The sequence below is a fragment of the Spirillospora sp. NPDC047279 genome, assembly GCF_040643285.1.
Taxonomy (GTDB): Bacteria; Actinomycetota; Actinomycetes; order Streptosporangiales; family Streptosporangiaceae; genus Spirillospora.
In genome coordinates this window covers 1-22,644 of record NZ_JBEYUA010000023.1, presented here as the reverse complement: position 1 = coordinate 22,644, position 22,644 = coordinate 1, and the positions used below count along the sequence as shown (strand labels likewise).

The 22,644-nt window shown below is 71.6% G+C and carries 20 protein-coding genes and 1 pseudogene; 12 read left to right on the top strand and 9 right to left on the bottom strand.

The window, feature by feature from the left end; genetic code table 11:
* Nucleotide 1: 1 nt before the first annotated feature.
* From ABZ810_RS40870 to ABZ810_RS40860, 3 genes are read right to left on the bottom strand one after another with little or no spacing between them, the layout of a single operon-like run.
* Nucleotides 2-955 (bottom strand): carbohydrate ABC transporter permease, encoded by a 954-nt coding sequence (locus ABZ810_RS40870; RefSeq protein WP_358412336.1) that lies wholly within the window; start codon nt 953-955, stop codon nt 2-4.
* Nucleotides 948-1,856 carry a sugar ABC transporter permease gene (locus ABZ810_RS40865; RefSeq protein WP_358412334.1) on the bottom strand — a complete coding sequence of 303 codons (909 nt, stop codon included), beginning with the start codon at nt 1,854-1,856 and terminating at the stop codon, nt 948-950. The genes ABZ810_RS40870 and ABZ810_RS40865 overlap by 8 nt, the downstream gene beginning before the upstream one ends.
* Before the next feature lies 1 nt (nt 1,857).
* Entirely contained in the window at nt 1,858-3,255 is a 1,398-nt protein-coding gene (locus ABZ810_RS40860) for a sugar ABC transporter substrate-binding protein (protein WP_358412332.1), read from the bottom strand.
* A gap of 125 nt (nt 3,256-3,380) precedes the next feature.
* Between ABZ810_RS40860 and ABZ810_RS40855 the strand changes: the two genes are divergently transcribed.
* A complete protein-coding gene (locus tag ABZ810_RS40855) occupies nt 3,381-4,664 on the top strand; it encodes an ROK family transcriptional regulator (protein WP_358412330.1) in 1,284 nt (427 codons plus the stop codon).
* 113 nt (nt 4,665-4,777) lie between these two features.
* Nucleotides 4,778-6,337, top strand: coding sequence for an MFS transporter (locus tag ABZ810_RS40850; RefSeq protein WP_358412328.1), 1,560 nt, complete (start codon nt 4,778-4,780; stop codon nt 6,335-6,337).
* Nucleotides 6,338-6,360: 23 nt separating this feature from the next.
* Here ABZ810_RS40850 and ABZ810_RS40845 read toward each other — a convergent pair whose 3' ends face one another.
* Together ABZ810_RS40845 and ABZ810_RS40840 are read right to left on the bottom strand one after the other, a co-directional pair.
* On the bottom strand, nt 6,361-6,996 hold the full coding sequence (locus tag ABZ810_RS40845; protein WP_358412326.1) for a response regulator transcription factor: 636 nt from the start codon (nt 6,994-6,996) through the stop codon (nt 6,361-6,363).
* On the bottom strand, nt 6,984-8,216 hold the full coding sequence (locus tag ABZ810_RS40840; protein ID WP_358412325.1) for a sensor histidine kinase: 1,233 nt from the start codon (nt 8,214-8,216) through the stop codon (nt 6,984-6,986). Before ABZ810_RS40840 ends, ABZ810_RS40845 begins: the two co-directional genes overlap by 13 nt.
* Nucleotides 8,217-8,400: 184 nt before the next feature.
* Between ABZ810_RS40840 and ABZ810_RS40835 the strand changes: the two genes are divergently transcribed.
* From ABZ810_RS40835 to ABZ810_RS40820, 4 genes are all read left to right on the top strand, one after another.
* Entirely contained in the window at nt 8,401-9,147 is a 747-nt protein-coding gene (locus ABZ810_RS40835) for an ABC transporter ATP-binding protein (protein WP_358412323.1), read from the top strand.
* Nucleotides 9,144-11,579 carry an ABC transporter permease gene (locus tag ABZ810_RS40830; protein ID WP_358412321.1) on the top strand — a complete coding sequence of 812 codons (2,436 nt, stop codon included), beginning with the start codon at nt 9,144-9,146 and terminating at the stop codon, nt 11,577-11,579. The genes ABZ810_RS40835 and ABZ810_RS40830 overlap by 4 nt, the downstream gene beginning before the upstream one ends.
* 105 nt (nt 11,580-11,684) lie before the next feature.
* Nucleotides 11,685-12,515 carry a DUF4253 domain-containing protein gene (locus tag ABZ810_RS40825; RefSeq protein ID WP_358412319.1) on the top strand — a complete coding sequence of 277 codons (831 nt, stop codon included), beginning with the start codon at nt 11,685-11,687 and terminating at the stop codon, nt 12,513-12,515.
* Nucleotides 12,516-12,599: 84 nt separating this feature from the next.
* Nucleotides 12,600-12,986, top strand: coding sequence for a hypothetical protein (locus ABZ810_RS40820; RefSeq protein WP_358412317.1), 387 nt, complete (start codon nt 12,600-12,602; stop codon nt 12,984-12,986).
* A gap of 1 nt (nt 12,987) precedes the next feature.
* On the opposite strand, the gene ABZ810_RS40815 is transcribed toward ABZ810_RS40820, so the two are convergent.
* On the bottom strand, nt 12,988-13,587 hold the full coding sequence (locus tag ABZ810_RS40815; RefSeq protein WP_358412315.1) for a TetR/AcrR family transcriptional regulator: 600 nt from the start codon (nt 13,585-13,587) through the stop codon (nt 12,988-12,990).
* A gap of 66 nt (nt 13,588-13,653) precedes the next feature.
* Here ABZ810_RS40815 and ABZ810_RS40810 point away from each other — a divergent pair, with 66 nt between their 5' ends.
* From ABZ810_RS40810 to ABZ810_RS40795, 4 genes and pseudogenes are all read left to right on the top strand, one after another.
* Nucleotides 13,654-14,799 carry an acyl-CoA dehydrogenase family protein gene (locus ABZ810_RS40810; protein WP_358412313.1) on the top strand — a complete coding sequence of 382 codons (1,146 nt, stop codon included), beginning with the start codon at nt 13,654-13,656 and terminating at the stop codon, nt 14,797-14,799.
* A gap of 73 nt (nt 14,800-14,872) precedes the next feature.
* A pseudogene (locus ABZ810_RS40805) lies at nt 14,873-15,160 on the top strand (nuclear transport factor 2 family protein); the annotation flags it as partial.
* Complete coding sequence (locus ABZ810_RS40800; protein ID WP_358412311.1) at nt 15,157-15,996, top strand: NAD(P)H-binding protein; 840 nt, start codon at nt 15,157-15,159, stop codon at nt 15,994-15,996. The pseudogene ABZ810_RS40805 and the gene ABZ810_RS40800, both read left to right, overlap by 4 nt.
* On the top strand, nt 15,993-16,514 hold the full coding sequence (locus tag ABZ810_RS40795) for a hypothetical protein (protein ID WP_358412309.1): 522 nt from the start codon (nt 15,993-15,995) through the stop codon (nt 16,512-16,514). The genes ABZ810_RS40800 and ABZ810_RS40795 overlap by 4 nt, the downstream gene beginning before the upstream one ends.
* 552 nt (nt 16,515-17,066) lie before the next feature.
* Here the strand turns inward: ABZ810_RS40795 and ABZ810_RS40790 are convergent.
* Both ABZ810_RS40790 and ABZ810_RS40785 read right to left on the bottom strand, forming a co-directional pair.
* Nucleotides 17,067-18,815, bottom strand: coding sequence for an alpha/beta fold hydrolase (locus ABZ810_RS40790; protein ID WP_358412307.1), 1,749 nt, complete (start codon nt 18,813-18,815; stop codon nt 17,067-17,069).
* The gene (locus tag ABZ810_RS40785; protein ID WP_358412305.1) at nt 18,812-19,399 is read right to left on the bottom strand and encodes a TetR/AcrR family transcriptional regulator; all 588 of its coding nucleotides are present in this window, start codon (nt 19,397-19,399) and stop codon (nt 18,812-18,814) included. The genes ABZ810_RS40790 and ABZ810_RS40785 overlap by 4 nt, the downstream gene beginning before the upstream one ends.
* An 840-nt stretch (nt 19,400-20,239) precedes the next feature.
* Between ABZ810_RS40785 and ABZ810_RS40780 the strand changes: the two genes are divergently transcribed.
* Nucleotides 20,240-20,896, top strand: a complete 657-nt coding sequence (locus ABZ810_RS40780) for a site-specific integrase (protein ID WP_358412554.1) — start codon at nt 20,240-20,242, stop codon at nt 20,894-20,896.
* Between the two features lie 124 nt (nt 20,897-21,020).
* On the opposite strand, the gene ABZ810_RS40775 is transcribed toward ABZ810_RS40780, so the two are convergent.
* Nucleotides 21,021-21,302 carry a GlsB/YeaQ/YmgE family stress response membrane protein gene (locus ABZ810_RS40775; RefSeq protein ID WP_358412303.1) on the bottom strand — a complete coding sequence of 94 codons (282 nt, stop codon included), beginning with the start codon at nt 21,300-21,302 and terminating at the stop codon, nt 21,021-21,023.
* A gap of 272 nt (nt 21,303-21,574) precedes the next feature.
* Between ABZ810_RS40775 and ABZ810_RS40770 the strand changes: the two genes are divergently transcribed.
* The gene (locus ABZ810_RS40770; RefSeq protein ID WP_358412301.1) at nt 21,575-21,739 is read left to right on the top strand and encodes a hypothetical protein; all 165 of its coding nucleotides are present in this window, start codon (nt 21,575-21,577) and stop codon (nt 21,737-21,739) included.
* Nucleotides 21,740-22,644 lie beyond the last annotated feature (905 nt).

The following is a 22,644-nucleotide window of genomic DNA, read 5'->3' as shown; positions in this document are numbered from 1 at the left end:
CTCACTTGACGGATCCGGCGGTGAGCCCGGCCACCAGGAACCGCTGGAGCAGCAGGAAGCCCGCCACGACGGGCAGGCTGACCACGAGCGCGGCGGCCATGATCTGGTTCCAGAACACCTCGTTCTGGGTGGAGTAGCCCTGCAGGCCGATCGACAGGGTGCGGGTGGTCTCGTTGGTCATGACCGAGGCGAAGAGGACCTCGCCCCACGCGGTCATGAACGCGTAGACGGTGACCGCGACCACCCCCGGCACCGCCGCCGGGAGGACCACCCGGAACAACGTCCCGATCGGCCCGCAGCCGTCGACCCTGGCGGCCTCGTCCAGCTCGCGCGGGATGGACTCGAAGTACCCGGCGAGCATCCAGATCGAGAACGGCAGGGAGAAGGTCAGGTAGGTGAGGATCAGCGCGCCCCGGCTGCCGTAGAGCGCGATCCCGGTCGCGTTGCCGACGTTCACGAAGATCAGGAACAGCGGCAGCAGGAACAGGATCCCCGGGAACATCTGGGTGGACAGCACCGTGATCGTGAAGACCCGCCGCCCCGGGAAGCGGTAGCGGCTGACGGCGTACGCGGCGAGGATCGCGATCGCGACCGACAGGACGGTGGCGCCGCCCGCGATGAGGATGCTGTTCACGAAGTAGTCGGCCAGCGGGACGGTGTCCCACATGTCGATGTACGGGCGGATGGTCGGCCGGGACGGCGACCACCGGAACTCGCCCTGCACGTCCTGCAGCGGCTTCAGCGACGAGCTCGCCATCGCGTACACCGGCAGCAGCGCGAACGCGGTGAGCAGCGTGAGGACGATCCGCCGCGTCCAGATGAACGAGCGCGGCGGCGCCATCGGCGACCGGGGCCGCCGCCCGCCGCCGCCCCTGCCCGGCGGCGGGCCGGAGGCGGCCGGGGCGGTGCGGGCCCCGCGCTCCCCGGTGCGCGCGATGGTGCGCGAGCTAGGCATGGGCGGGCCTCCGTCGGGACGTGAAGATCAGGTAGAGCACGGTCACCACGAGCAGGAACAGCAGGAGCAGCACCGACATCGCGGCGCCCGCGCCGAAGTTCCAGGTGACGAACGACGACTGGTAGATGTGCACGGAGACGAGGTCGCCGGCGGGCGGCGCGGCCTTGCCGAACAGCACGAACGGCGTGTTGAAGTCGTTGAACGTCCACAGGAAGAGCACGAGCACGACGACCTGGTTGATCGGGCGCAGCGCGGGCAGCGTGATGTGCCGGATCTGCCGCCACATCCCGGCGCCGTCGATGGCCGCGGCCTCGTACATCTCGCGGTCGACGCCCTGCAGCCCCGCCATGAGCACCAGGAACGCGAACGGCCACGACTTCCACACGATGACGGTCAGCAGCGCCCAGAAGCTGTTGTCGCCGATGAGCCAGAACGGGCGGTCCCCGGTGACGCCGAGCTGGTCGACCAGGACGTGGTTGACCAGCCCGGTGTCACGCTGGAGCAGGAACGACCAGGTGATGACCGAGGCGTACACGGGCAGCGCGTACGGGACGAGGAAGACCGCACGCAGCAACCCCCTCCCCCTGAACTTCTCCTGCAGCAGGATCGCGGCCCCGACGCCCATCACCCACGACAACCCGACCGTCAGCACGGTGATCGCGACGGTCACGCCGAACGACCGGAGCAGGTCCTGCCCGATCGCGCCGTTGACGTCGACGGCGACCTTGTAGTTGTCCAGGCCCGCCCCGGGCGCCTCCGACCAGTTGCGGATGTAGAGCAGGGTGAGCTCCTTGAAGCTCATCCAGAGCCCGGTGACCATCGGCACCAGGTGCACGACCAGTTCGGCCAGCACCGCCGGCAGCAGGAGGAGGTAGGGCAGGGCGCGACGCCTCAGGACCACGTCAGCCGCTCATCTTCTGCTGCGCCGTCTTGAGCTTGGCGCGCACGTCCTCGGTGGTGATCTGCTTCCCGGACGCGGCGTCGGCGAAGAGCTCCTTCATGGCCGTGCCGACGAGCGTCTCGAACTCGCTCTCCTTGGGCACCTGCGGCAGCGGCGCGGCGCTCTTCTCCAGGATGCTCCGGAAGACCTTGAGGTCGTCGGTCTGGAACGCCGGGTCGGCCTGCGCGGAGGGCACCGAGGGCAGCGAGCCGTAGGTCTTGTTGAGAATCTTCTGCTCGTCGTCGCTGGTCATGAACTTCACGAACTTCAGCGCGCCGGCGCGGTTGTCGGTGTTCTTGAAGACCGCGATGTTGATGCCCGCGACGAACGAGGTGATCGGGCGGCCGCCGGCCGGGACCGGGTCGGGCAGCGGGATCGGGACGACGCCCCAGTCGCCGGGCTTCATGCCGAGGTTGGTGAGCCCGCTGGTGGTCGCCTGCCACAGCAGCATGGAGGCCTTGCCGGTGGCGAAGTCGCGCAACGACTGGTTCTCGCTGTACTCGGCGTTGCCGGCGGCGGCGATCTTGTCCTTGCCGAGCAGGTCGACGTAGGCCTTGATGGCCTCGGCGGCCTGGGGGGTGTCGAAGCTCGGCCTGCCGTCGGCGGTGAAGAAGTCGGCGCCGTACTGCTGGCCCATGATGAACGCGTGGTGCACGTTCTCGGGGATGCTCGCGCCCTCGACGGCCAGGCCGTACCGGCCGTCCTTGGTGAGCTTCTTGCCGGAGTCGACGAGCTCCTTCCAGGTCTTGGGCGGCTGGAGCCCGGCGTCGGCGAAGTGCTTCTTGTTGTAGTAGAGCCCGTAGGCCAGCGAGTAGAGCGGGACGGCGGCCGGGTCCTTGCCCTGGGCGCCGGCGGAGGCGAGCGCGGAGGGCATGAACCGCTGCGCGCCGCCGACCTCGCCCATGGCCTTGGCGTCGAACGGCATGAGGCCGCCGGTGGCCTGGAGGGAGGCCGACCAGGTGTTGCCGATGTTGAGGACGTCGGGCCCCTGGCCCGAGGTGGTCGCGGCCAGGATGCGGTTGAGCAGGTCGGTCCACGGGACGACCTCGAGCTGGACCTTGATGCCGGTCTGCTTCTCGAACTTGGCGAGTTCGGGCTGCAGCACCTGCTTGTCGTGCTCCAAGCTGGTGCCCTGGTTGCTGGCCCAGTAGGTCAGCGTCTTCGGCGCGCTGTCGCCGCCGCCCTCCGACGTGCCGCCGCCACACGCGGCGGCGGTGGCGAGGAGGAGGCCGGCGGCCGCGAGTGCCGTCGCCGTGCGGGTGGAGCGGAATGCGCGTGATCGGGCAGTGCGGGATCTCTCGGTGCGGGATCTCCCGGTGCGGGATCTCCCGGTGCGGGATCTGATCGAGGGGTGGGGCATCGGCGCGACCTTCCAGAAGTGATGCGGAACGGTGACATGGATCACACGTGAGTTAGATCACCACTTATTTCACGCCGTGATTTAAGCAGTGACATAATGGGCGGTCAAGACCAGAAGGGGGCCCGATGCCGGAGAAGACCCGGCGGACCGTGCGCGACCTGCGCCGCGGCAACCGCTCGACGCTGTTGCGTCGCCTGTACTTCGACGGCCCGCTGACGCGGCAGGAACTGAGCGCGCAGACGGGGCTCAGCCAGGCGTCGGTGAGCAACGTCGTCGCCGAGTTGCTGGACATCGGCGTGATCATCGAGGCGGGGAGCGTCGAGTCCGACGGCGGGCGGCCGCGCATCCTGCTCAAGACCGCACCCGGCCACGGTCATCTGGTGGGCGTGGACGTGGGCGAGACGCGGGTGCTGGTCGAGCTGTTCGACCTGGAGCTGACCCCGCTGGCCAAGGCCGACCTGCCGCTCGGCGACGGCGGCCACGACGTGCGGGCCGTCGTCGAGCACATCCTGTCCGGGCTGCGCACCGTCATCACCGAGAGCGGGGTCGACAGCGCGACGGTGATCGGCGTCGGCGTGGGCGTCCCCGGCACCGTCGCCCACACTCCCGAGTACGTCGTGCACTGCCAGACCATCGGGTGGGAGGCCGTCCCGCTCGAGCAGATGTTGCGCGCCGGCACCGACCGGCACGAGGGCACGTCCCTCCCGCTGTTCGTCGACAACGGCGCGACCGCTCTCGGCCAGGCCGAGATGTGGTTCGGCGCGGGGCGCGGCGCCCGCAACGCCGTCGTCGCGCTCATCGGCTCCGGCATCGGGGCGTGCGTGGTCGTCGACGGCGCGCCGTACCGCGGCTCGGCGGGCAGCGCGGGCGAGTGGGGCCACACCAAGGCGCAGGTCGGCGGCAATCTCTGCCGCTGCGGCGCCCGCGGCTGCCTGGAGGCCTACGTCGGCGCCACCGCGCTGCTGGAGCGTTACAGGGCCGCCGGCGGCACCGCGTCCACCGGCGAGGAGCCGGCGCTGGCCCAGCTGCTCGCCGACCCGGCGCCGCTCGCCGCCGAGATCCGCACCGAGATCGTCGCCTACCTCGGCACCGGCATCGCCGGGCTGGTCAACCTCTTCAGCCCCGAAAAGATCATCATCGGCGGCTGGGCGGGGCTGCTCATCGGCAACCAGATGCTGGACCTCATCCGCGACGCGGCGGCAGGCAACGCGCTGCGCCAGCCGTTCGCGCAGACGTCGGTCGAGCTGTGCAGGCTCGGCCCCGAGGCGGTCGCGGTCGGCGCCGCGACGCTGCCGCTGGCGCACCTGCTCGACAACGGCGGCACCGTCGAGGGGCGCGAGCAGGCCGCGGGGCCGGCGCGCACCCCGGTCGCCGCCGGTCCCCCGGCCCTCCCCTGGACGCGCGCCTGACGTCCGGGACCCCCTCCCCGAAGTGCAAAAACATCTCCTAGAACCCGTGTGATCCGGATCACCGCCGGATCGCGCGGGGTACGGGCGGAGCGTTCGCTCAAGGAGGTGGGGGCATGGCGAATCCCGGTGTGTCACAGCGATCCGGAGTGGTCCGCAGCCTGATCCCGGCACGGGTCGACCGGCTGCCGTGGTCACCGTTCCATACCCGGATGGTGATCGCCCTCGGCACCGCCTGGGTGCTGGAGGGCCTGGAGATCACGGTCGCCAGCGCGGTGGCCGGGACGCTGAGCGAGCCGGCGGCGCTGAACATGTCGTCCACCCAGGTCGGCGCGCTGGCCACGGTCTATCTCGTCGGCGAGGTGGTCGGGGCGCTGTTCTTCGGCAACTTGGCCGACAAGATGGGCCGGCGCAAGCTGTTCATGGTGACGCTGGCGGTCTACCTGATCGGCAGCGGCCTCACCGCGTTCACCATGGGCTCCAGCACGCCGTGGATCATCTACATGTACGCGACGCGCTTCATCGCGGGCATGGGCATCGGCGGCGAGTACGCGGCGATGCACTCGGCCATCGACGAACTCGTCCCGGCGAAGTACCGGGGCCGCGTCGACATCGGCATCAGCGGCACGTACTGGGGCGGCGCCATCCTCGGCACGCTCGGCACGCTGCTGTTCCTCAACGAGCTGCCCACCGACGTCGGCTGGCGGCTCGGCTTCCTGCTCGGCCCGGTGCTGGCCGTCGTCATCCTCTTCGTCCGGCGCCATCTGCCCGAGAGCCCGCGCTGGCAGGTCATGCACGGCAAGGAGGAGGAGGCCGAGAAGTCGATCGCCTACATCGAGGAGGAGGTCCGGCGCACCGGGCACGACCTCCCCGACGTCGACCCGGCGAAGGCGATCGAGATCAGGCCCTCACCGCACCGCGGCTACCTGACGCTGGTCAGGGTGCTGTTCTCGCAGTACCCGACACGGTCGATCCTCGGCGCCACGCTGATGATCACCCAGTCGTTCCTGTACAACGCGATCTTCTTCACCTACACGCTGGTGCTGACGAAGGTCTACGGCATCCCGTCGTCCGCGGCGCCGTGGTATCTCATCGCGTTCGCCGCCGGCAACCTCGCCGGCCCGCTGCTGCTGGGCCACCTGTTCGACACCGTCGGGCGCCGGAAGATGATCTCCGGCACGTACCTGCTGTCGGGCCTGTTGCTGGCGGTCTCGGCCTGGCTGTTCTACCTGGGCGTGCTCACCGCCCTCACCCAGACCGTGTTGTGGTGCGTGATCTTCTTCTTCGCGTCGGCGGGCGCCAGTTCGGCCTACCTGACGGTGAGCGAGCTGTTCCCCGTCGAGGTGCGGGCCCAGGCCATCGCGGTGTTCTTCGCCATCGCGCAGTGCTTCGGGGCGCTCGGCCCGATCCTGTACGGCGCGCTGATCGGCGACGGAGCCGACCGCACCCGGCTGGCGATCGGCTACCTTTTGGCCGCGGGCATCATGTGCGTCGGCGCGTTCGTCGAACTCGTCCTGGGCGTGGACGCCGAGGGCAAGTCCCTGGAGGACGTCACCCGGCCGCTGTCGTCCGTCCAGAAGGCGGGCAAGACCATCAGCGAGACGCCGGGCCTGGGCGGCCAGTCCGTCAACCCGCCGGCGAACCGGCCGCCGCGCAGGCCCGAGGACCCCGGCTGACCGGGGCGAGGTCCAGGCGGCGGTCAGGCGTTCAGGTACGCCAGGACGGCGAGGACGCGGCGGTGGCCGCTGTCGCTGGGCGGCAGGTCGAGTTTGAGGAAGATGCCGCCGATGTGCTTGCTCACCGAACGTTCGGTGATGACCAGCGTGGTGGCGATGGTGGCGTTGTCGTGGCCCTGGGCCATCAGGGCGAGCACCTCGCGCTCGCGCGGGGTGAGGGCCTGGAGTGGCGAGCGCCGCGTCATGAGCTGCGACACCACCTCCGGGTCGAGCGCGGTGCCGCCCGCCGCGACCCGGCCGAGCGCGTCGAGGAACTCCTCCACCCGGCCCACGCGGTCCTTCAGCAGGTAGCCGACGCCCTGCGCGCCGCCCGCCAGCAGCTCGGTCGCGTACGTCTCCTCCACGTACTGCGACAGGACCAGGACCGGCAGGTCGGGGATCGCCTTGCGGGCCTCGATCGCCGCGCGCAGCCCCTCGTCCCGGAAGCCGGGCGGCAGCCGGACGTCGAGCACGGCGACGTCGGGCCGGTGCTCCAGCAGCAGCGGCACGATCTGCGGCCCGGTGTCGGCGACCGCGGCGACCTCGTGCCCGTCGGTGGTCAGCAGCAGGACCAGCCCCTCGCGCAGCAGGGCGTTGTCCTCGGCGATCACGATCCGCACGGCAGCTCCACCTCGAGTGTCGTTCCCACGCCGACCGGGCTGTCGATGCGGGTGGCGCCGTCGAGCGCGGCGACCCGGCGGCGGATCCCGGCCAGGCCACTGCCGCCGGCCGGATCGGCGCCGCCCTTCCCATCGTCCCGCACGACGATCCGCAGCGCGTCGCCGTCCCGGCGCACCGAGACCTCGGCGGACGCCGCGCCGCTGTGCTTGGCGACGTTCGTCAGCGCCTCGGCGACGACGAAGTAGGCGGCGGCCTCCACCGCGGCGGGCACCCGGCCCTGCTCCTCGGCGACGTCCACGGTCACCGGGATGTGCAGCCCGGCGGCGAGCGCGCGGACGGCGCCGGGCAGCCCGCGGTCGGACAGGATCGGCGGGTAGATGCCGCGGATCACCGTTCGCAGCTGGGTGAGGGCGTCCTCGACGCCCTCCCTGGCCTCCAGGAACAACGTGCGGGCCGCCTGCGGGTCGGCGTCGAAACGCCGGTCGGCCAGGCCGAGCCGCAGCACCACCGACACCAGCTGGGCCTGCGTGCCGTCGTGCAGGTCGCGTTCGATGCGCCGCAGCTCGGCGCCGTGCGCCTCCAGCGCCTCGGCGCGGGTCTCGGTCAGCCGCTCGACGCGTTCGGCCAGGCTGGTGCCCTTGGTCGGGCCGAGCAGCGCCGCCGCGAGCCTTGCCTGCCAGCGCGCGACCCAGGGCACGACCACCAGCAGGATCAGTGCGTTCACGCCCGCCTGGACGAACGGCATGGTCAGCGCCTTGGGCCAGCTGTCCAGCGTGACGTACGCCGACTGGGACCCCTCCGGCGCGGCCCACCACCAGAACGGCAGCGACAGTGACAGCAGGATCGACGGCCACAACATGACCGCCACGACCGCGACCAGCAGGCCGCCGAAGCCGTGCACCACCATCCACGCCAGGTCGCGCCAGGTCGACGCCGTCCGCAGCAGCACCGCCCCCTGCCGGAACGAGGTGCCGCGCGGCTCGGCGTAGGGCGCGGGGATCTCCTCGCCCAGGGCGCGGCCGGCCCGGCGCCGCTCGGCGTTCGCCATCGCGCGCAGCGGGCGGACCACCTCCGGCAGCCAGGGCACCCCGACGGTCAGGACGGTGAAGAACGCCACCAGCGGGAACACGCTGATCCCGGCCAGCGCGGGCAGCGCGGTGCGCAGGCCCGCCACCAGGTACACCGTGGCGCGCAGACTGCGCTCGATCGCCGCCTTCATGGTCCTCACCCCCTCCGTCGCGAATCACGTTATGGCACCCCGGACGGCACCCGGAAGGACGCCCGCACCCCGGCCGGGGGTGTAGCCCGCTACACCACCGGTTCGGGAGTCCGAGCCCATGTGCCCGTGCCTCCTCCCGATCTACGTTCATCCAGGTGAGAGCACGGACGAGGGTGAGGGGATCATGACGGTGACAACACTGGCGACGTCGGCGGCGACCGCCACGGGACACGCGGTCCGCCTGGAGGCGGTCAGCAGGTCGTACGGTGCGGTGACGGCCCTGCGCGGCGTCACCCGGGCGTTCCCGCGCGGCGGGTTCACCGCCGTCATGGGCCCGTCCGGCTCGGGCAAGAGCACGTTCCTGCAGTGCGCGTCGGGGCTCGACCGGCCCACCGAGGGCACCGTCCTGATCGGCGGCACCGACATCGGGCGGCTCAGCGAGGCGAAGCGCACCCGGCTGCGCCGGCGGAAGATCGGCTTCGTCTTCCAGTCGTTCAACCTGATCCCGTCGATGGACGTGGAGCAGAACATCACGCTGCCGCTCCACCTCGGCGGCGAGCGGCCCGACCGGGACTGGCTGGCCGAGGTGGTGGAACGGGTCGGCCTGGCCGACCGGCTGCGCCACCGCCCCTCCGAGCTGTCGGGCGGGCAGCAGCAGCGGGCCGCCGTGGCCCGCGCGCTGGTCACCAGGCCGGAGGTCGTCTTCGCCGACGAGCCCACCGGCGCCCTCGACCCGCGGACGGCGCGCGAGGTGCTGCGCCTGCTGCGCGAGGCGGCCGACCAGACCGGGCAGACGGTCGTCCTGGTGACGCACGACCCGGTGGCGGCCTCCTGGGCCGACTCGGTGCTGTTCCTGAGCGACGGGCGGATCGTCGACGAGCTCGTGGACCCCTCCGTCACCTCCGTGATGGACCGCTGGGAGGTGCTGTGAAGACCACGAAGGCGGCGAAGAGGGGCGTGTTCACCGCCCTGCTGTTCGCCGCGACGCTCCTCGGGGCGTGCGGCGTGCTCCTGGAGTCGGCCCTGCGCGCGCACGCGCCGGTGGAGCGGTTCGAGGCCGCCGCCGCGGTGGTCACGGCCCCGCAGTCGGTCTCCGTCGTGCAGAAGCGCACCGGCTCCGAGCCCGAGACGCAGCGCCGGCCCCTGCCCGAACGTGCGCGCGTCCCGATCGCCGCCGCCGAGAAGCTGCGCGCCGTCCCCGGCGTCCGCGCGGTCGTGGCGGACGTGTCGTTCCCGGTGCTCACCACCTCCGGTGTCGCGGTGACCGGCCACGGCTGGGACTCGGCGGCCCTGCGGCCGTACGCGCTCACCGGCGGGCGCGCCCCGCAGGCGGCGGACGAGGTCGTGCTGGACACGGCCACCGCGGCCCGGGCCCGCGTCACGACCGGCGGCGTCGTCGGGCTCCAGTCGTCCGGCACGCCGCGGCCGTACCGCGTCAGCGGCCTGGTCGAGGCGGGCGGGCCGGGCGCTGCCTTCTTCGGCCCGCAGGCCGCCGCCGCGTTGAGCGGGCGTCCCGGTCAGGCGGACGCCCTCGCCGTGCTGGCGGACGGGAAGGTCGGCTCCGCGGCCCTGGAGCGGGCCGTACCCGGCCTGACGGTGCGGACGGGCGCGGCCCGCGGCGACGCCGAGACCCTCGACGTGGCCACGGCACGCCCGGACATCATCGACATGTCCGCCTCGTTCAGCGTGGTGGCCGTGCTGACGGCGCTGGTCGTCGTCTCCGGCCTGATCGCGCTGTCGGTCCGCGAACGCGCCCGCGAGATCGCCCTTCTGCGGGCGGTGGGCGCGACGCCCTGGCAGGTCCGCCGTGACCTCCTGGGCGGCACGCTGCGGCTCGCGCTCGCCGCCGGGACGGCCGGCGGCATCCTCTCGCTGGGGGCCGGCGCGGCGATGCACGGGGCCATGTCGGCCAAGGACGTGCTCCCGGCGGGCTTCGGCCTCTCCCTCAGCCCGCTGCCCGCGCTGGCGGCGCTCGCGATCACGCTCGTCGCGGCCGCGCTCTCGGCGTTCCTCGCCTCGCTGCGGGCGACCCGCATCAGGCCGGCGGCGGCGCTGGGCGAGGCCGCCGTGGAGCCCGCCTCGCTCCCCCTCTGGCGGGTCATCACCGGCTCGGTGTTCCTCGTCCTGGCGCTGAGCTCGCTGGGCGCCTCGACGTTGACGAGCGGCTCGACCGCCGAGGCGTCGGTCGGCGGGACCGTCCTCGCGCTCATCATCGCCACCGCGTTCCTCGCCCCGCTGATCGCCCGGCACGGCGAACGTCTCCTCGCCCCGGCGCTGCGCGGGCTGTCGCCGGTCACCGGGCCGCTGGCGAGCCACAACATCGGGGCCGCGGCGCTGCGCCTCGGATCGGTCATCACGCCGGTCGCGCTGGCCGTGGCGTTCGCCGGGGTGCAGCTCTTCGCGCAGTCCACCGCCGTGGCGGCGACCGAGGACCAGTCGGCCGACGGGACCCGCGCCGGCCAGGTCGTCGTCTCCGCCGGGCAGGGCCTGCCGCCCGGGGTGCTGGACGCGGTGCGCGGCGCCCCCGGCGTGCGGGCGGCGACCGCGGTGAAGCGCACCACGGTCGTGATGTCGGTGCGCGAGCTGGGCGAGACGACCCTGCTGTCGCTCCCCGCCCAGGGCGTGAGCCTGGACGGCCTGGACCAGACCCTGGACCCGGGGGTGAGCCGGGGGCGGCTCGGCGACCTGCGCGACGCCGGCACGGTGGCGCTCAGCGAGATCGCGGCCGAGGGCCTGCGGCCGGGCCAGGCCGTGCCGATCCGGCTCGGTGACGGCACCCTGATCAGGCCGCGGGTCGTGGCGGTGTACGAGCGCGGGCGCGGGTTCGGCGACGTGCTGCTCCCCCGTTCCGTGGTCGCCGCGCACACGACGACGCCGCTGGACGACCACGTGCTCGTCCGCGGCGACGCCGACCTGCGCGGGGCGCTGGCCCCGTACGCCGGGGCGGAAGCCGTGAGCGCCGGCGCGTACGGCGCGCAGGTGTCGGAGACGCTCAGGCTCCAGGGCTTCATGAGCCACGTCATCGTGCTGGCCATCTCCGGCTTCGTGGTCATCGGGCTGGTCACCACGCTCGCGGTCGCGACCAGGTCCCGCCGGGACGAGTTCGCGCTGCTGGGCCTGGTCGGCGCGACACGGCGGCAGATCATGCGCATGGTTCGGCTGGAGGCCGCCGCGATGCTCGGCATCGGCGTGGCCACCGGCGTCCTCATCACCGCGGTCACGCTGATGGCGTTCGCCGCCGCCATCACCGGGCTCCCGCTGCCGGACGTGCGCCTCCCCACCGCCGTGGCGATCCTTCTGCTGGTGACCGGGCCGGGCGCCGCCGCGATGGTGCTGTCCGCACGGACGGGTCACCGCCGGTGAGGCCGACCGAACCCGGCGGCCGGTCCCACCGGCGGGCCGCTCGCCGTTAACATGCCGGAGTGCCAAGATCCCTGTTGGCACTGATCTGTACCGGAACGGCGTGAAATGGACGACCTCGAGCTCCGGCGGCACCTGCCGGGCAACCTGCCACAGCTGTTCGCCGACGACGACGTCGAGCGGACGCTGGAGGTGCCGCTGCCCGCGGGAGAGGTGGTCTGGCCCGACCCCGGCTACCCGCAGCGCCAGCTCCTCCAGCGGCCGGCGTTCTGGCTGAGCGACGAGCCCGTCGGCGGCGGCCTGTGGGCGGCGCTGCGGGCCGCCCACCCCCGGTCGGGCCTGTGGCCGCTGCTGCTGGACGAGTCCGACCAGCCGTGGGCGGCCGGGCAGATCGCCCCGGAGCCGGTCGCCGAGGTCGGCAACTACGTACCGGGCGCGTTCATGGCCGAGGTGTGGGCCGACTGGGCCGAGCAGGCGGCCGAGGAGGACCACGACGACCTCGCGCCGTTCGGCCCCGACTGCCCCGGCCCGGCGCAGCGCGGCGCCGCGCTGGACGACCCGGGCGCCGTCGCCGACCGGCACGCGCGGCTCCTCGGCCACCGCGGCATGTCCCTCGGCCTGGTCGCGGTCGAGCGCGGCGCCGACGCCCTCGCCGCGATCGGCTGGCAGGGCGCGCTCAACCACAACGAGTGGACGGCCCCGCTCGCCGCCGTGGTCCGCGGCTGGGAGGACCGGTTCGGCGCGCGCGTCATCGCGCTGGGCTTCAACACCCTCGAGCTCAGCGTCGCCTCCCCGCCCATCAGCGTGCGCCACGCCCTGCACGTCGCTGCCGAGCATTGGGCCTTCTGTCCTGACATCCTCTTCCAGGGCCCCGGCGACCTCCGGGGCTACGCCGAGGAGATCCGTGGCAGGGACCACTGGTCCTTCTGGTGGGACTGAACGATGGAGGATGAGCCGTTGTCCGGGAGACGACGCGGGGTAGGGCGGTTCCTCCCCTCTCGCAGGCCGCGCGCCGGGGCGGCCGTGCCCGCCCCCCGCGACCCGTCGGGCGGCAGGCTCGGCTGGGGCTGGAACGGCGTCTCCTGGGGCACCTCGTCCGACGAGTTCACCAAGAGGTTCCCGCAGGCCTCCCAGCAGAACGGCGACTGGTGGGTCACCGGGCTCGGGCCCGAGACGTTCTGCGGTGTCACGATGGACGCTCAGTACGCCTTCAACGACAACGACGAGTTCGCCATGGTCGTCTTCTATCCCGAGATCGGCGACCGGGCGCGGCTGCCCGGGGCCGTCTCCGGCGAGCTCGGCGCGCCCGGCAGCACGGCGACCGTCTGGAGGGTCGGCAAGGTCGAGGTGTCGGTGAAGCCCGGCGGCGGCACCGCCACCCTGCGGCACACGGTCTACGCCGACCGCTGACTCACCGTTCCGCGCCCACGACGCGCAGCGCGGTGTGCGCGCACAGCGCGCCGATCTCGTCGGGCGTGCGCGGGCCCTCGGGGCGGTACCAGCGGCACACGTCGATGGCGAGCGAGGAGAGCGCGCGGGCGGTGCCGGGCAGGTCGGCCACGTCGAAGTGGCCGCTCGCGGCGCCGGCCGACACCTCGGCGAGGATCAGCTCGCGCACCTGGCGGCGCATGGCGGCGATCCGGGCGGCGTGCTCGGGCTCGAGGGCGCGCATCTCGTTCTGGATCACCCGGGCGGCCTCGTGGTGGCGGGCGTGCCAGGAGGAGAACGCGTACATCAGGGCGCGGACGCGCTGCGGCGGCTCCTCCTTGCCGTCGAGGGCCTCGCGCAACGTGGCCAGGACCGAGTCGTGGACGATCAGGGCGATCTGGAAGAGCAGGTCGGCCTTGGTCCGGTAGTGCACGTACAGGGCTCCGGCGCTCATCCCGGCCCCGGTGGTGATGTGCCGGGTCGAGGTGCCGTGGTAGCCCAGCTCGGCGAACGAGTCGACGGCGGCCAGCAGGAGCCGCCGCGCCGCCTCGGGGCGCACCGTCGCCCACATGTCCTGACTCACCCGCTCAGCCTAAGCGATCGCTCAGTAGACTGTCCGGGCAGCACCGATGATTTCAGGAGGAAGCGCATGCGCCGCACCGTCTTCGAGACCGACCACGAACTGTTCAGAGAGTCTGTGCGGGAGTTCGTGGAGCGCACGCTGCTGCCACTGGACGAGGAGATCCGTGATGAGCGGATGCTCAGGCGGGAGGTCTGGCTGGAGGCCGGCAAGCAGGGCTTCCTGGGCATGCAGGTGCCCGAGGAGTACGGCGGCCAGGGCGCCGGCGACTTCCGCTTCAACGCGGTGATCGGCGAGGAGCTGGCCCGGGTCGCCGCCGCCTACAACTCGATCGTGGCCATCCACACCGACATCTGCGCGCCCTACCTGCTGGAGCTGGCCACCGAGGAGGCCAGGCGGCGCTGGCTCCCCGGCTTCTGCAGCGGCGAGCTGATCACCGCCATCGGCATGACCGAGCCGGGCGGCGGCTCCGACCTCGCGGCGCTGAAGACCACCGCGACCCGCGACGGCGACGCCTGGGTGATCAACGGCTCCAAGACGTTCATCACCAACGGCGGGCACGCCGACCTGATCATCGTGGCCGCCAAGACCGACCCGGAGAAGGGCGCCAAGGGCATCACGCTGTTCGGCGTCGAGGCCGGCATGCCCGGCTTCACCCGCGGCACCAAGCTCGACAAGGTCGGCCAGCCCGAGGCCGACACCTCCGAGCTGTTCTTCGAGAACGTCCGCGTCCCCGACTCCCACGTCATCGGCGAGCTCGGCCGCGGCTTCGTCCACATGATGGAGCGCCTGCCCCAGGAGCGCCTGTCCTGCTCGGTCGCCAACGTCGCCCACGCCCGCGGCGTCCTGGAGGAGACGATCGCCTACGTCAAGGAGCGCAAGGCCTTCGGGCAGCCGATCGGCGCGTTCCAGCACAACAAGTTCCTGGTGGCCGAGCTCGTCACCAAGCTCGACGTGGCGCAGGCCTTCGTCGACCAGTGCCTGGCCGCGCACGTCACCGGCGACCTCGACACGGCCGACGCCTCCAAGGCCAAGTGGTGGACCTCCGACGTGCAGAACGAGATCATCGACGGCTGCGTCCAGCTGTACGGCGGCTACGGCTACATGCGCGAGTACCGCGTGGCCCGCGCCTGGATGGACGCCCGCGTCACCCGCATCTGGGCCGGCTCCAACGAGATCATGAAAGAGATCATCGGCCGCGCCGAGGGCCTCTAACCCTGACCTGCACCTCTACGTTCTCGCTGTAGCCAGAGGCTAACACCGTGTTAGGCAGAATGTTAGCTGGCCCGGGCGCTTGGAGGGCAAGGGCGCCATCGCCGCTTACCTGCGTCACTATCCCGACCACATCGATCTGCACGACTTTCCGGACCTGCGGATCCACCAGACCACCGATCCGGAGACCATCGTGGTCGAGATGCGCGGCGTGGGCCGCCTGGTGGAGACCGGCAAGCCCTTCGACATGACCTACATCGCCGTCGTGACGGTTCGGGACGGGCTCATCACCTCCTACCGCGACTACTGGAACCCGCTCGTCGTGCAAGAACCCGGCACCGACTTCGCCGGGAGCAGCCGATGACCGCCGGCGGCACCACTTTGGTCATCGGCGCCACCGGCACCACCGGCAGCCGCACCGCCGCGCAGCTGACAGCCGCCGGTCACCGCGTCAAGGCCGCCAGCCGTCAGGGCACCGCGGTCCCCGGCGCGGAGCCGGTCTCCTTCGACTGGTACGGCCCCGCCACCCACGCCGCCGCCCTCGACGGGGTCGACCGCGTCTACCTCATACCGCCCCCGGGCGACTCCGATCCGGCGGCGATCATGCTGCCCTTTCTCGAACAGGCTCGCACCGCCGGCGTGCACCGCGCGGTGCTCCTGAGTTCCTCGGCCATTCCCGAGGGTGGCCCGGCGGTGGGAGTGGTGCATCGGGCCCTGCCCGGCCTGTTCGAGCAGTGGGCGGTGCTGCGGCCCTCCTGGTTCATGCAGAACTTCACCGGCACGCACGTCCACGCCCTCAGCATCCGTGAAGACGGCACCATCTGGACCGCCGCCGGAAGCGGCCGGGTCGGTTTCATCGACGCCGGAGACATCGCGGCCGTCGCGGTCCACGCCCTGGCCGACGAACAGTCTCCCAACACCGATCTCATCCTCACCGGACCGGAGGCGCTGAGCTACGACGACATCGCCGCGTGCATCACCGAGGTCTCCGGTCGGCCCGTAGTCCACCGCCCTCTGTCCTACGAGGAAATGCGCGAACGCCTCACCGACCAGGTGGCGCCGGAGTTCGCCGCGATGCTGGCCGGCATGGATCAGGCCATCGCCGAGGGGGCCGAGGACCGCGTCACCGACACCGTCCAGCGCCTCACCGGTCGGTCCCCGCGCCCCTTGCGCGCCCTCCTGGAAGAGGAGATGCGGTGAAGCAGTTGATGTTCCCAGACGATCAGCAGTTCGGGTTCGAGACCCTGCGCACCCTCGGCTTGGCCGTCTACGGCGGCTCGGACGTCGGTGAAGTCATCGCTACCGCCTCCCGCGTCACCTCCGGCGACTACGACGGCTGGCACGACGCCTGGCTGTCCACCGCCGAGCGCTTGGACACCGAGGCCCGCGCAAGCCACCCCGTCAGCGCACGCGACGGGCTCCTGCGCGCTTCCACCTACTACCGGGCGGCCGAGTTCTTCCTGCACGGCTACTTCTACCGGGCGGCGGGCGCGGGCCCGAAGCCGACACTGGTGATGCACAACGGATTCGACGGCGCCCGCCGAGGAGCTGCACTTCTTCGGCGCCGTCGGCGGGCAGGAACGCGGCTATCACGTCCTGACCTTCGACGGACCCGGGCAGCCTGCGGCCATCCACCGGAACGTGCTGTCCTTCCGGCCGGACTGGGAGAACGTGGTCGGCCCGGTCCTGGACTTCCTCACCCAAGGCCCGGGCGTTGATCCGGTCCGCATCGCGCTGCTCGGTGTCAGTCTGGGCGGCTACCTGGCGCCCCGCGCGGCGGCCTATGAGCCGCGCCTGGCAGCCCTCGTCGCCGTCGACGGTGTCTTCGACGCGGTCTCCGCCTTGACCTCGCACCTCCCACTGCCGCACGACGAGGCGGTCCAGCGCGCGGCAGCCGAGCACGACGACGAACTGGACCGGATGATCGCCGAGGCTCGTGAGCAGAGCCCGATCCTGCGCTGGGCCTGCGACCACGGCCGGTACGTCACCGGGACCTCAACCGACCGGGAGTTAGGGGCGCAAAGGGGAGGCGGAAGTCCGGATCGGATCCGATTGGATTGGTGGCTCGTTCCGGCAGGTCATGCGCGAGGTTCTGATCGGATCGGCGGAGGGGGCGGAGTCGAACGATTCCGCCCCCTCGGTCATCCCGGCGCCAATGTCACGGCCGTCGGCGGCAGCGCGGCCAAGATCTCTCCCGGTCGTGACGAGCGACCTGGTTTGACCACGGGAGGTTATCCCCACTGCTGTCCGCCAGCCCCCAACCTTAGCCTTTACCGGATCTTGAGTTCGGCGTGCGTGCGGACGGCTTCGGCGACCTCGCGCGGGTGGGTCAGTTGCGGGTGGTGCCCGGCGCCGGGAATGACGGTCACGGTCGCGTTCGGAACGATCTCCAGCGGATCCTCGGAGCCGACGATCACGTGCACCTGCCCGCCATAGGCGCGGAGCTTGGCCTGGAGGCCGGCACGCCATTCTTGCTCGGCGGACGCGGCGAGCAGGCCCGCGACGTTCCCCGCCACGTCACCGCGGCGCAGGTCGGCGACGCTGGAGCCGAGCGCGGCCGCGTGTTCCGCACTCCCGGCGAGTCGGTCGGCCAAGGCGTCTGGAGTCACCCGTTTCAGACCCAGGCGCGACAGAGGCGCCGATCGAGCCAGGAGGCCAGGGCGCCTCTGCAAGAAGAACGGCGACACGAGGGTGAGCCGCTCGACCGCGTCCGGGTGGGCGGCAGCGGCCTCGACGGCGGCAGCGGCCCCGATCGAGTGCCCCACCAGGTGAGGCGCACCGCTTTCGGTCACCAGTGCGGCCAGCCAGGACGACCAGTCGTCAGGGTCTCCGGCGCTCATCCCCAGCCCAGGTAGGTCGATGGCACGGGCATCGCCCAGGAGCGCGACGGCGGGCGCCCAGGTGTCGGCGTTCACCGGCAGGCCCGGCAGCACCACCGTGGGTGCCCCCGGCTCGCCGAGCTCGAACGTCCGCACTCCGCCCAGCGTGGTGAATCGCCTGTTGCCGGGCGGAGCGTCCCCGAAGCGGTGTGCCGCCAGATGGTCGGCCCAGCGGCGGATCGTCGTGGCGGTGTCCGGCATGACCAGGTCGTGCCGGTCGGCGAACGCCCGGGCCGACCCGGTCGGGTAGCGGTCGCTGGACAGGAACGTCAACGTCTCCGGATCAGCCTTGGTAAGGCGCCGCGGAAGCCTCTTTACCACCGGCACCGGAATCCGCATGCGCGGCGCCTTGACCCCATAGTGGTCGGCGACGAGCGCGATCAGGTCGGGCATCGCGGGGGTGTCGTCGTCCAGCAGCCAGTACGCCTCGCCCGCCGCTTCCTCAGCCTCCGGCAACAATGCCATGAACCGCGCGAAATAGTCGGCCGCGACGACGGGGACGAAGGTCCGCGCGTTCCCCGGGACTGCGGTGAGGGTGCCCTGCCACAGATCCTTCAAGGTCGACGCGAGCCCGAGGTACTGGTCGGACTCCCCCGTCCTGCTGTCACCGATCACACTGGCCGGGTTGACGATGGACCAGGGAACCCCGAGCCGTTCCACCTCGGTCCGGAACACGGCGTCGGCCTCGACCCGCGACCCCTCATACGCGCCCAGATCCCGGTAGCTCTCCGGCCGCTCCTGCCCGCTCACGCGGTATCCGGAGACCTGCACGAGCCGGCGCAGACTCGGCAGCCGAGCGGAGAACGCGACGATCGCCCGCACGCTGTCGACGTTGGCCCGGCGCGCCTCATCCTCGGTCATCCCGAAACGGTAGGCGCCCGCACAGTTGTAGACCTCCGTGATGCCGTCGGGTTGGAGATCCCCCGCGATCAGGGACGGTGACGCGAAGTCGACCCGGAGGTCGGCCGGCGGTCGCGGGTGCCCGTGCTCGGCCAGCCACCGCTCGAGGCGCTCGTAGGAGTCGCGGCTGCGGCTCGCCGTGCTCACCCGGACGCCTGCCCGGCCGAGCGCCAGGACCAGATTCCGCCCGATGAGCCCGGTCGCCCCGAAAACCAGCGCGTGCCTCTCGATCGTGCTCATGATGCCGCCTCCTGGTCCAGCAGAAGGGCGAGCGCGTCGGCGGCGAAGCGCAACGGCTCGGTCGAACGCTGGGCGCGTGACACGATCACCGCGCCTTCCACCATGCTGACGACCGCCGTCGCCCTAGCCCGCGCGGTTGACTCCGGGCGGCCCCGCGCGACGAGGAGGTCGGTGACCGGTGCAATCCAGGACTCGAACGCGTTCGCACAAGCGAACCGCAACCGTTCGCTCTGCGCGCCCATCTCCAGCGTCACGACCGAGACCGGGCAGCCGAGCTGGAAGTCGCTGTCGGTGAGTATCCCGGCCAGCACGTCAAGGACGCCGCGCACAACCTGGCCCGGTGCGGCGCCCTCCAGCACCGAATCGCCGACCAATGAGCCGAACCGCGCCGCCGCGAGCTCCACCGCCTTCTCACCGAGCGCCTCCTTCCCTTCTGGAAAGTGGAAGTACAACGACCCCTTCGGGGCGCCCGCGTGCTCGGTCACGGTATTGAGCCCCGTGCCGGCGTAGCCGTTGCGCTGGATCAGTTCGAGCATCGACTCGACCAGCCGCGCACTGGTCGCCGCTCCCTTGGTAGTAGCCATGGCAGATATAATAGACCGGTCTATATATTTGTCAACCGCCACTCTGATGCGAGGTTGCGGTGCAGGTGGCCGGGCCCCTCCACCGTCGCCAGGGACGCCAACCATCGGCCCATCATCAGCACCGGCCATGTCCGCGTAAGACGCTCCGACGCGCACCCACCCCGGCGTCAAACACGTCGCCCGCTACGCTCCTCGACAGCCACCTCCCCGATCACTGGCTGCGCTCCCACTACAGAAGCTGCCTGGCGAGCGCCTACCTGGCGGCGGATCAATTCGCCGAGGCCGTCACCGTCGCCGAGCGCGGGCTTGAGCTGGCCAACGAATTGCCCTCGGCGCCCGAGCCCACGTCCGCATTCGGGCAGCAGGCTCTAGCTCAGGCCTACGCCGCCGCCGCTGTCGCCACGTACCAGGCGGCGGTGCAGATCTGCGCGCAGGCGACCGGCCCGCAGAGCCCTCTCACCCGCCGGGTCGTCGCCGAACTGGCCGCGACCCGCGACCAGGATGCCCGCACCCAGCCACGGCGAAGGCCGATACTGCGCCGATGGAGGCAACGATGACCGACCCGAACGCCAGCCGAGGTGAGGTCGTACTCGAGCCCACGGCGCTGCTGCGCTCCCCCGCGCAGACCCCACCGCACGCCGGCCACATGGCCACCCCTCCCCCGCCACCCGGCGCAGCCCCCGCCCTGGGCGCGGCACCGGCGCCGCCCGCGCCGCTGCTGGTGTCGGTCGGCGACATCGCCGGGCTGTCGCCGCGGCGCCGCCGCGGCGACGGCGGTGAGGTGCCCGGCGCCGACGTCGACCTGATCGACCAACTCCCCCGCTACGAGGCCGACGCGAGCTGGCCGACCTGGCCGCGTTCGTGCGCTGGCTGCAGGTCAGCTTGCCCGGCGCCGGGCTGTGGCAGGTCACCGAGGACGTGCTGGTCGCCTACGTCGACGAGATGGGCACCGCCACCGGCGCCATGGCGAAGCTGGGCCGCGGCAAGCCGCTGCGCGCACCCAGCATCGCCCGCCGCCTGTCGTCGCTGAAGTCGCTGTACGGCTACGCCGTCCGCCGCCGCGTTCTGCCCTTCAGCCCGGCGGAGTACGTCGACCCGCCGAAGGTGCCCCGGCGCGGCAGCACCCCGGCCCTCCCCCGCGTCATCGCCGCCAAGCTGCTGCAGGGCGCGCACGCCATCGCCGACGACTACCCGGCCGACGCCGCGGCGGTGGCCCTGCTGGTCAATACCGCGCTGCGGGCCGGTGAGCTCGAGGGCCTGCTCGTCGGCCGCGTCCGCCGCAACGCTGGGCACACCGTCCTGTGGTTCCGGCTCAAGGGCGGGGACGAACTCGAAGTGCCCTTGGCCGCCGACGTCCGCTCGCTGGTCGACCCGCTCACCACCGGCCGGCCCCCCGCCGACCTGCACCTCTACGTTCTCGCTGGTGACGGCGGATCATGTGCCCCGTATTGGGTTGATTCGCGTTCGATCTCGGCAACGCGGTGTGCTTCGAACTAGAAGTTCCAGGTTTCAGGCGTTCCACAACCGGGGCCGGAGGATCTTTGATCTGGGAAGGCGCGAAATCCCCGCGACCGGCCCGAGCCGGGCCGGTCGCGGGGACCTCGTCTGGCTCGGCGCTGGATCAGTGACCGCGGACGCCTCGGTTCCGGCGCTGGAAGGCGGCGACAGCGGCGACACCGGCAGTGGCGAGGCCGATCTGGAAGACCAGCTCGATCCAGTCGATGCCGTCGGTGGTGGCGACCCCCACCGACTGGGCGATCGCCGTGCCCACCAGGGCGGCGAGAACACCGACGCCGATGGTCAGCAGGATGCCGATGGGCTGGCGCCCCGGGAGCACGAGCCTGCCCAGCACCCCGATGATCGCTCCGATGACGATCGCGGTGAGAATTCCGGTCACGGTCATGACATTGCCTCCTTCTGACCTCGTCGGGCCATCCCTCTATGCCCAATCTGGCGGCCCTACACATGAGACGGCTTGTTCCACGCGGGCACCGGCTGACCTTCCTGATCGGGCTCGCACAGCTCAATTCACGGATGGCCCGGCCGGACGACCGGCGGCGTTCACCGAGGAACCCACGGTCAGGACAGAGGCGGCTGGCCGCCGCGCCCGAAAGGCCTCACTCGCCGCACATTTCCGCGCTCATGTCGGGTAGGGCCGCCCCAGGAGGTGGGAACATGAGCAAGCAGCCTGAATCTGGTGATGACCTCGTCGCCTTTGAGGACGAATCGAGCGACGATTTCGCCGAAGAGCACACTCCCAGCCCGACCGATCCGCCCAACGCCGAGCCCGACGCCAAGGGTGGCGAGGATGAGGGTCATCAGCCGCCGACCAGAGCCTGAGGAGTTCCTCGCGAGGGCTTGCAACGATCGGCCTTGAGCCGATGGGAAGGGCCGGACCGCCCGTAAACGCGGTCCGGCCCTTCCTTTCCGGACGGCACCGCGCCCCCGCGATGCCGCACCCCCCGGATTCCTTCAGCGCCTACCCTCACGAACCGAACGAAACATCCTTGCCGCACACGTTCGAGCAGACCCCGGACGAACCGGTCGACGAGAAGGCACCGCCGAGACCAGGCGATCAGAGCGCCCACATCAAGCGCCACCTGTCGAAGATCAGGAGGTGGGATCCTGGCCGACTTCGCCGCGCCAGGCACCGGTCTCGCCACCCTGAGCCTCCTCCAAAACCGCCCCTGCCCGCCGCGATCCACCGCAAACACCGACCACACTCAAACCCCACCGTGATCCTGGCGTGATGCCATCCTGGCGTCGAATACTCGTCATGGAACGGTGCCCTCATCAGGCAGGAACCGCGCCGACATCAACGGCACGTAACGCCGACACAAAGGCCACGTATAGCGCGTTGTCGTGGGCATGGGACCGCTATGGACCATTCCGAGACGTCCGTGCTCGACACCCTCGTTCCGATTGCGGGCCGCGCATCGCCGCACGCGGCGCAGGAGGGCAGCCCCGCCGGGGGCGGAGGGCAACGCGAGCGCCTCGCGGCGTTCCACGATCCCGGGCCTGCCGACCGCCCTGCCGTCGTGGCCGCAGCGCATGCGGCGCACTCCCGAACAAGCTCATTGAGGACCCTTTGCCCAATCTGGCGATCAACCAACGGTATTCAGGCGCTTCCCGGGTAGGTGGGGCGGGTGGGGGTCTATACGATCAACGGTGTAACTCCGGAGACGCGAGGGACTGATGTTCCTCCGGAAGGAGACACCCCCGATGGACGAGACGACGACCGACAC

What these genes read in the sequence shown, in the direction of transcription:
- ABZ810_RS40785 (WP_358412305.1), bottom strand. Translation starts at nt 19,399, where the DNA reads ATGGCTACTACCAAGGGAGCGGCGACCAGTGCGCGGCTGGTCGAGTCG.
- ABZ810_RS40810 (WP_358412313.1), top strand. Translation starts at nt 13,654, where the DNA reads ATGCGCCGCACCGTCTTCGAGACCGACCACGAACTGTTCAGAGAGTCT.
- ABZ810_RS40840 (WP_358412325.1), bottom strand. Translation starts at nt 8,216, where the DNA reads ATGAAGGCGGCGATCGAGCGCAGTCTGCGCGCCACGGTGTACCTGGTG.
- ABZ810_RS40825 (WP_358412319.1), top strand. Translation starts at nt 11,685, where the DNA reads ATGGACGACCTCGAGCTCCGGCGGCACCTGCCGGGCAACCTGCCACAG.
- ABZ810_RS40770 (WP_358412301.1), top strand. Translation starts at nt 21,575, where the DNA reads ATGAGCAAGCAGCCTGAATCTGGTGATGACCTCGTCGCCTTTGAGGAC.
- ABZ810_RS40870 (WP_358412336.1), bottom strand. Translation starts at nt 955, where the DNA reads ATGCCTAGCTCGCGCACCATCGCGCGCACCGGGGAGCGCGGGGCCCGC.
- ABZ810_RS40850 (WP_358412328.1), top strand. Translation starts at nt 4,778, where the DNA reads ATGGCGAATCCCGGTGTGTCACAGCGATCCGGAGTGGTCCGCAGCCTG.
- ABZ810_RS40800 (WP_358412311.1), top strand. Translation starts at nt 15,157, where the DNA reads ATGACCGCCGGCGGCACCACTTTGGTCATCGGCGCCACCGGCACCACC.
- ABZ810_RS40835 (WP_358412323.1), top strand. Translation starts at nt 8,401, where the DNA reads ATGACGGTGACAACACTGGCGACGTCGGCGGCGACCGCCACGGGACAC.
- ABZ810_RS40775 (WP_358412303.1), bottom strand. Translation starts at nt 21,302, where the DNA reads ATGACCGTGACCGGAATTCTCACCGCGATCGTCATCGGAGCGATCATC.
- ABZ810_RS40860 (WP_358412332.1), bottom strand. Translation starts at nt 3,255, where the DNA reads ATGCCCCACCCCTCGATCAGATCCCGCACCGGGAGATCCCGCACCGGG.
- ABZ810_RS40855 (WP_358412330.1), top strand. Translation starts at nt 3,381, where the DNA reads ATGCCGGAGAAGACCCGGCGGACCGTGCGCGACCTGCGCCGCGGCAAC.
- ABZ810_RS40790 (WP_358412307.1), bottom strand. Translation starts at nt 18,815, where the DNA reads ATGAGCACGATCGAGAGGCACGCGCTGGTTTTCGGGGCGACCGGGCTC.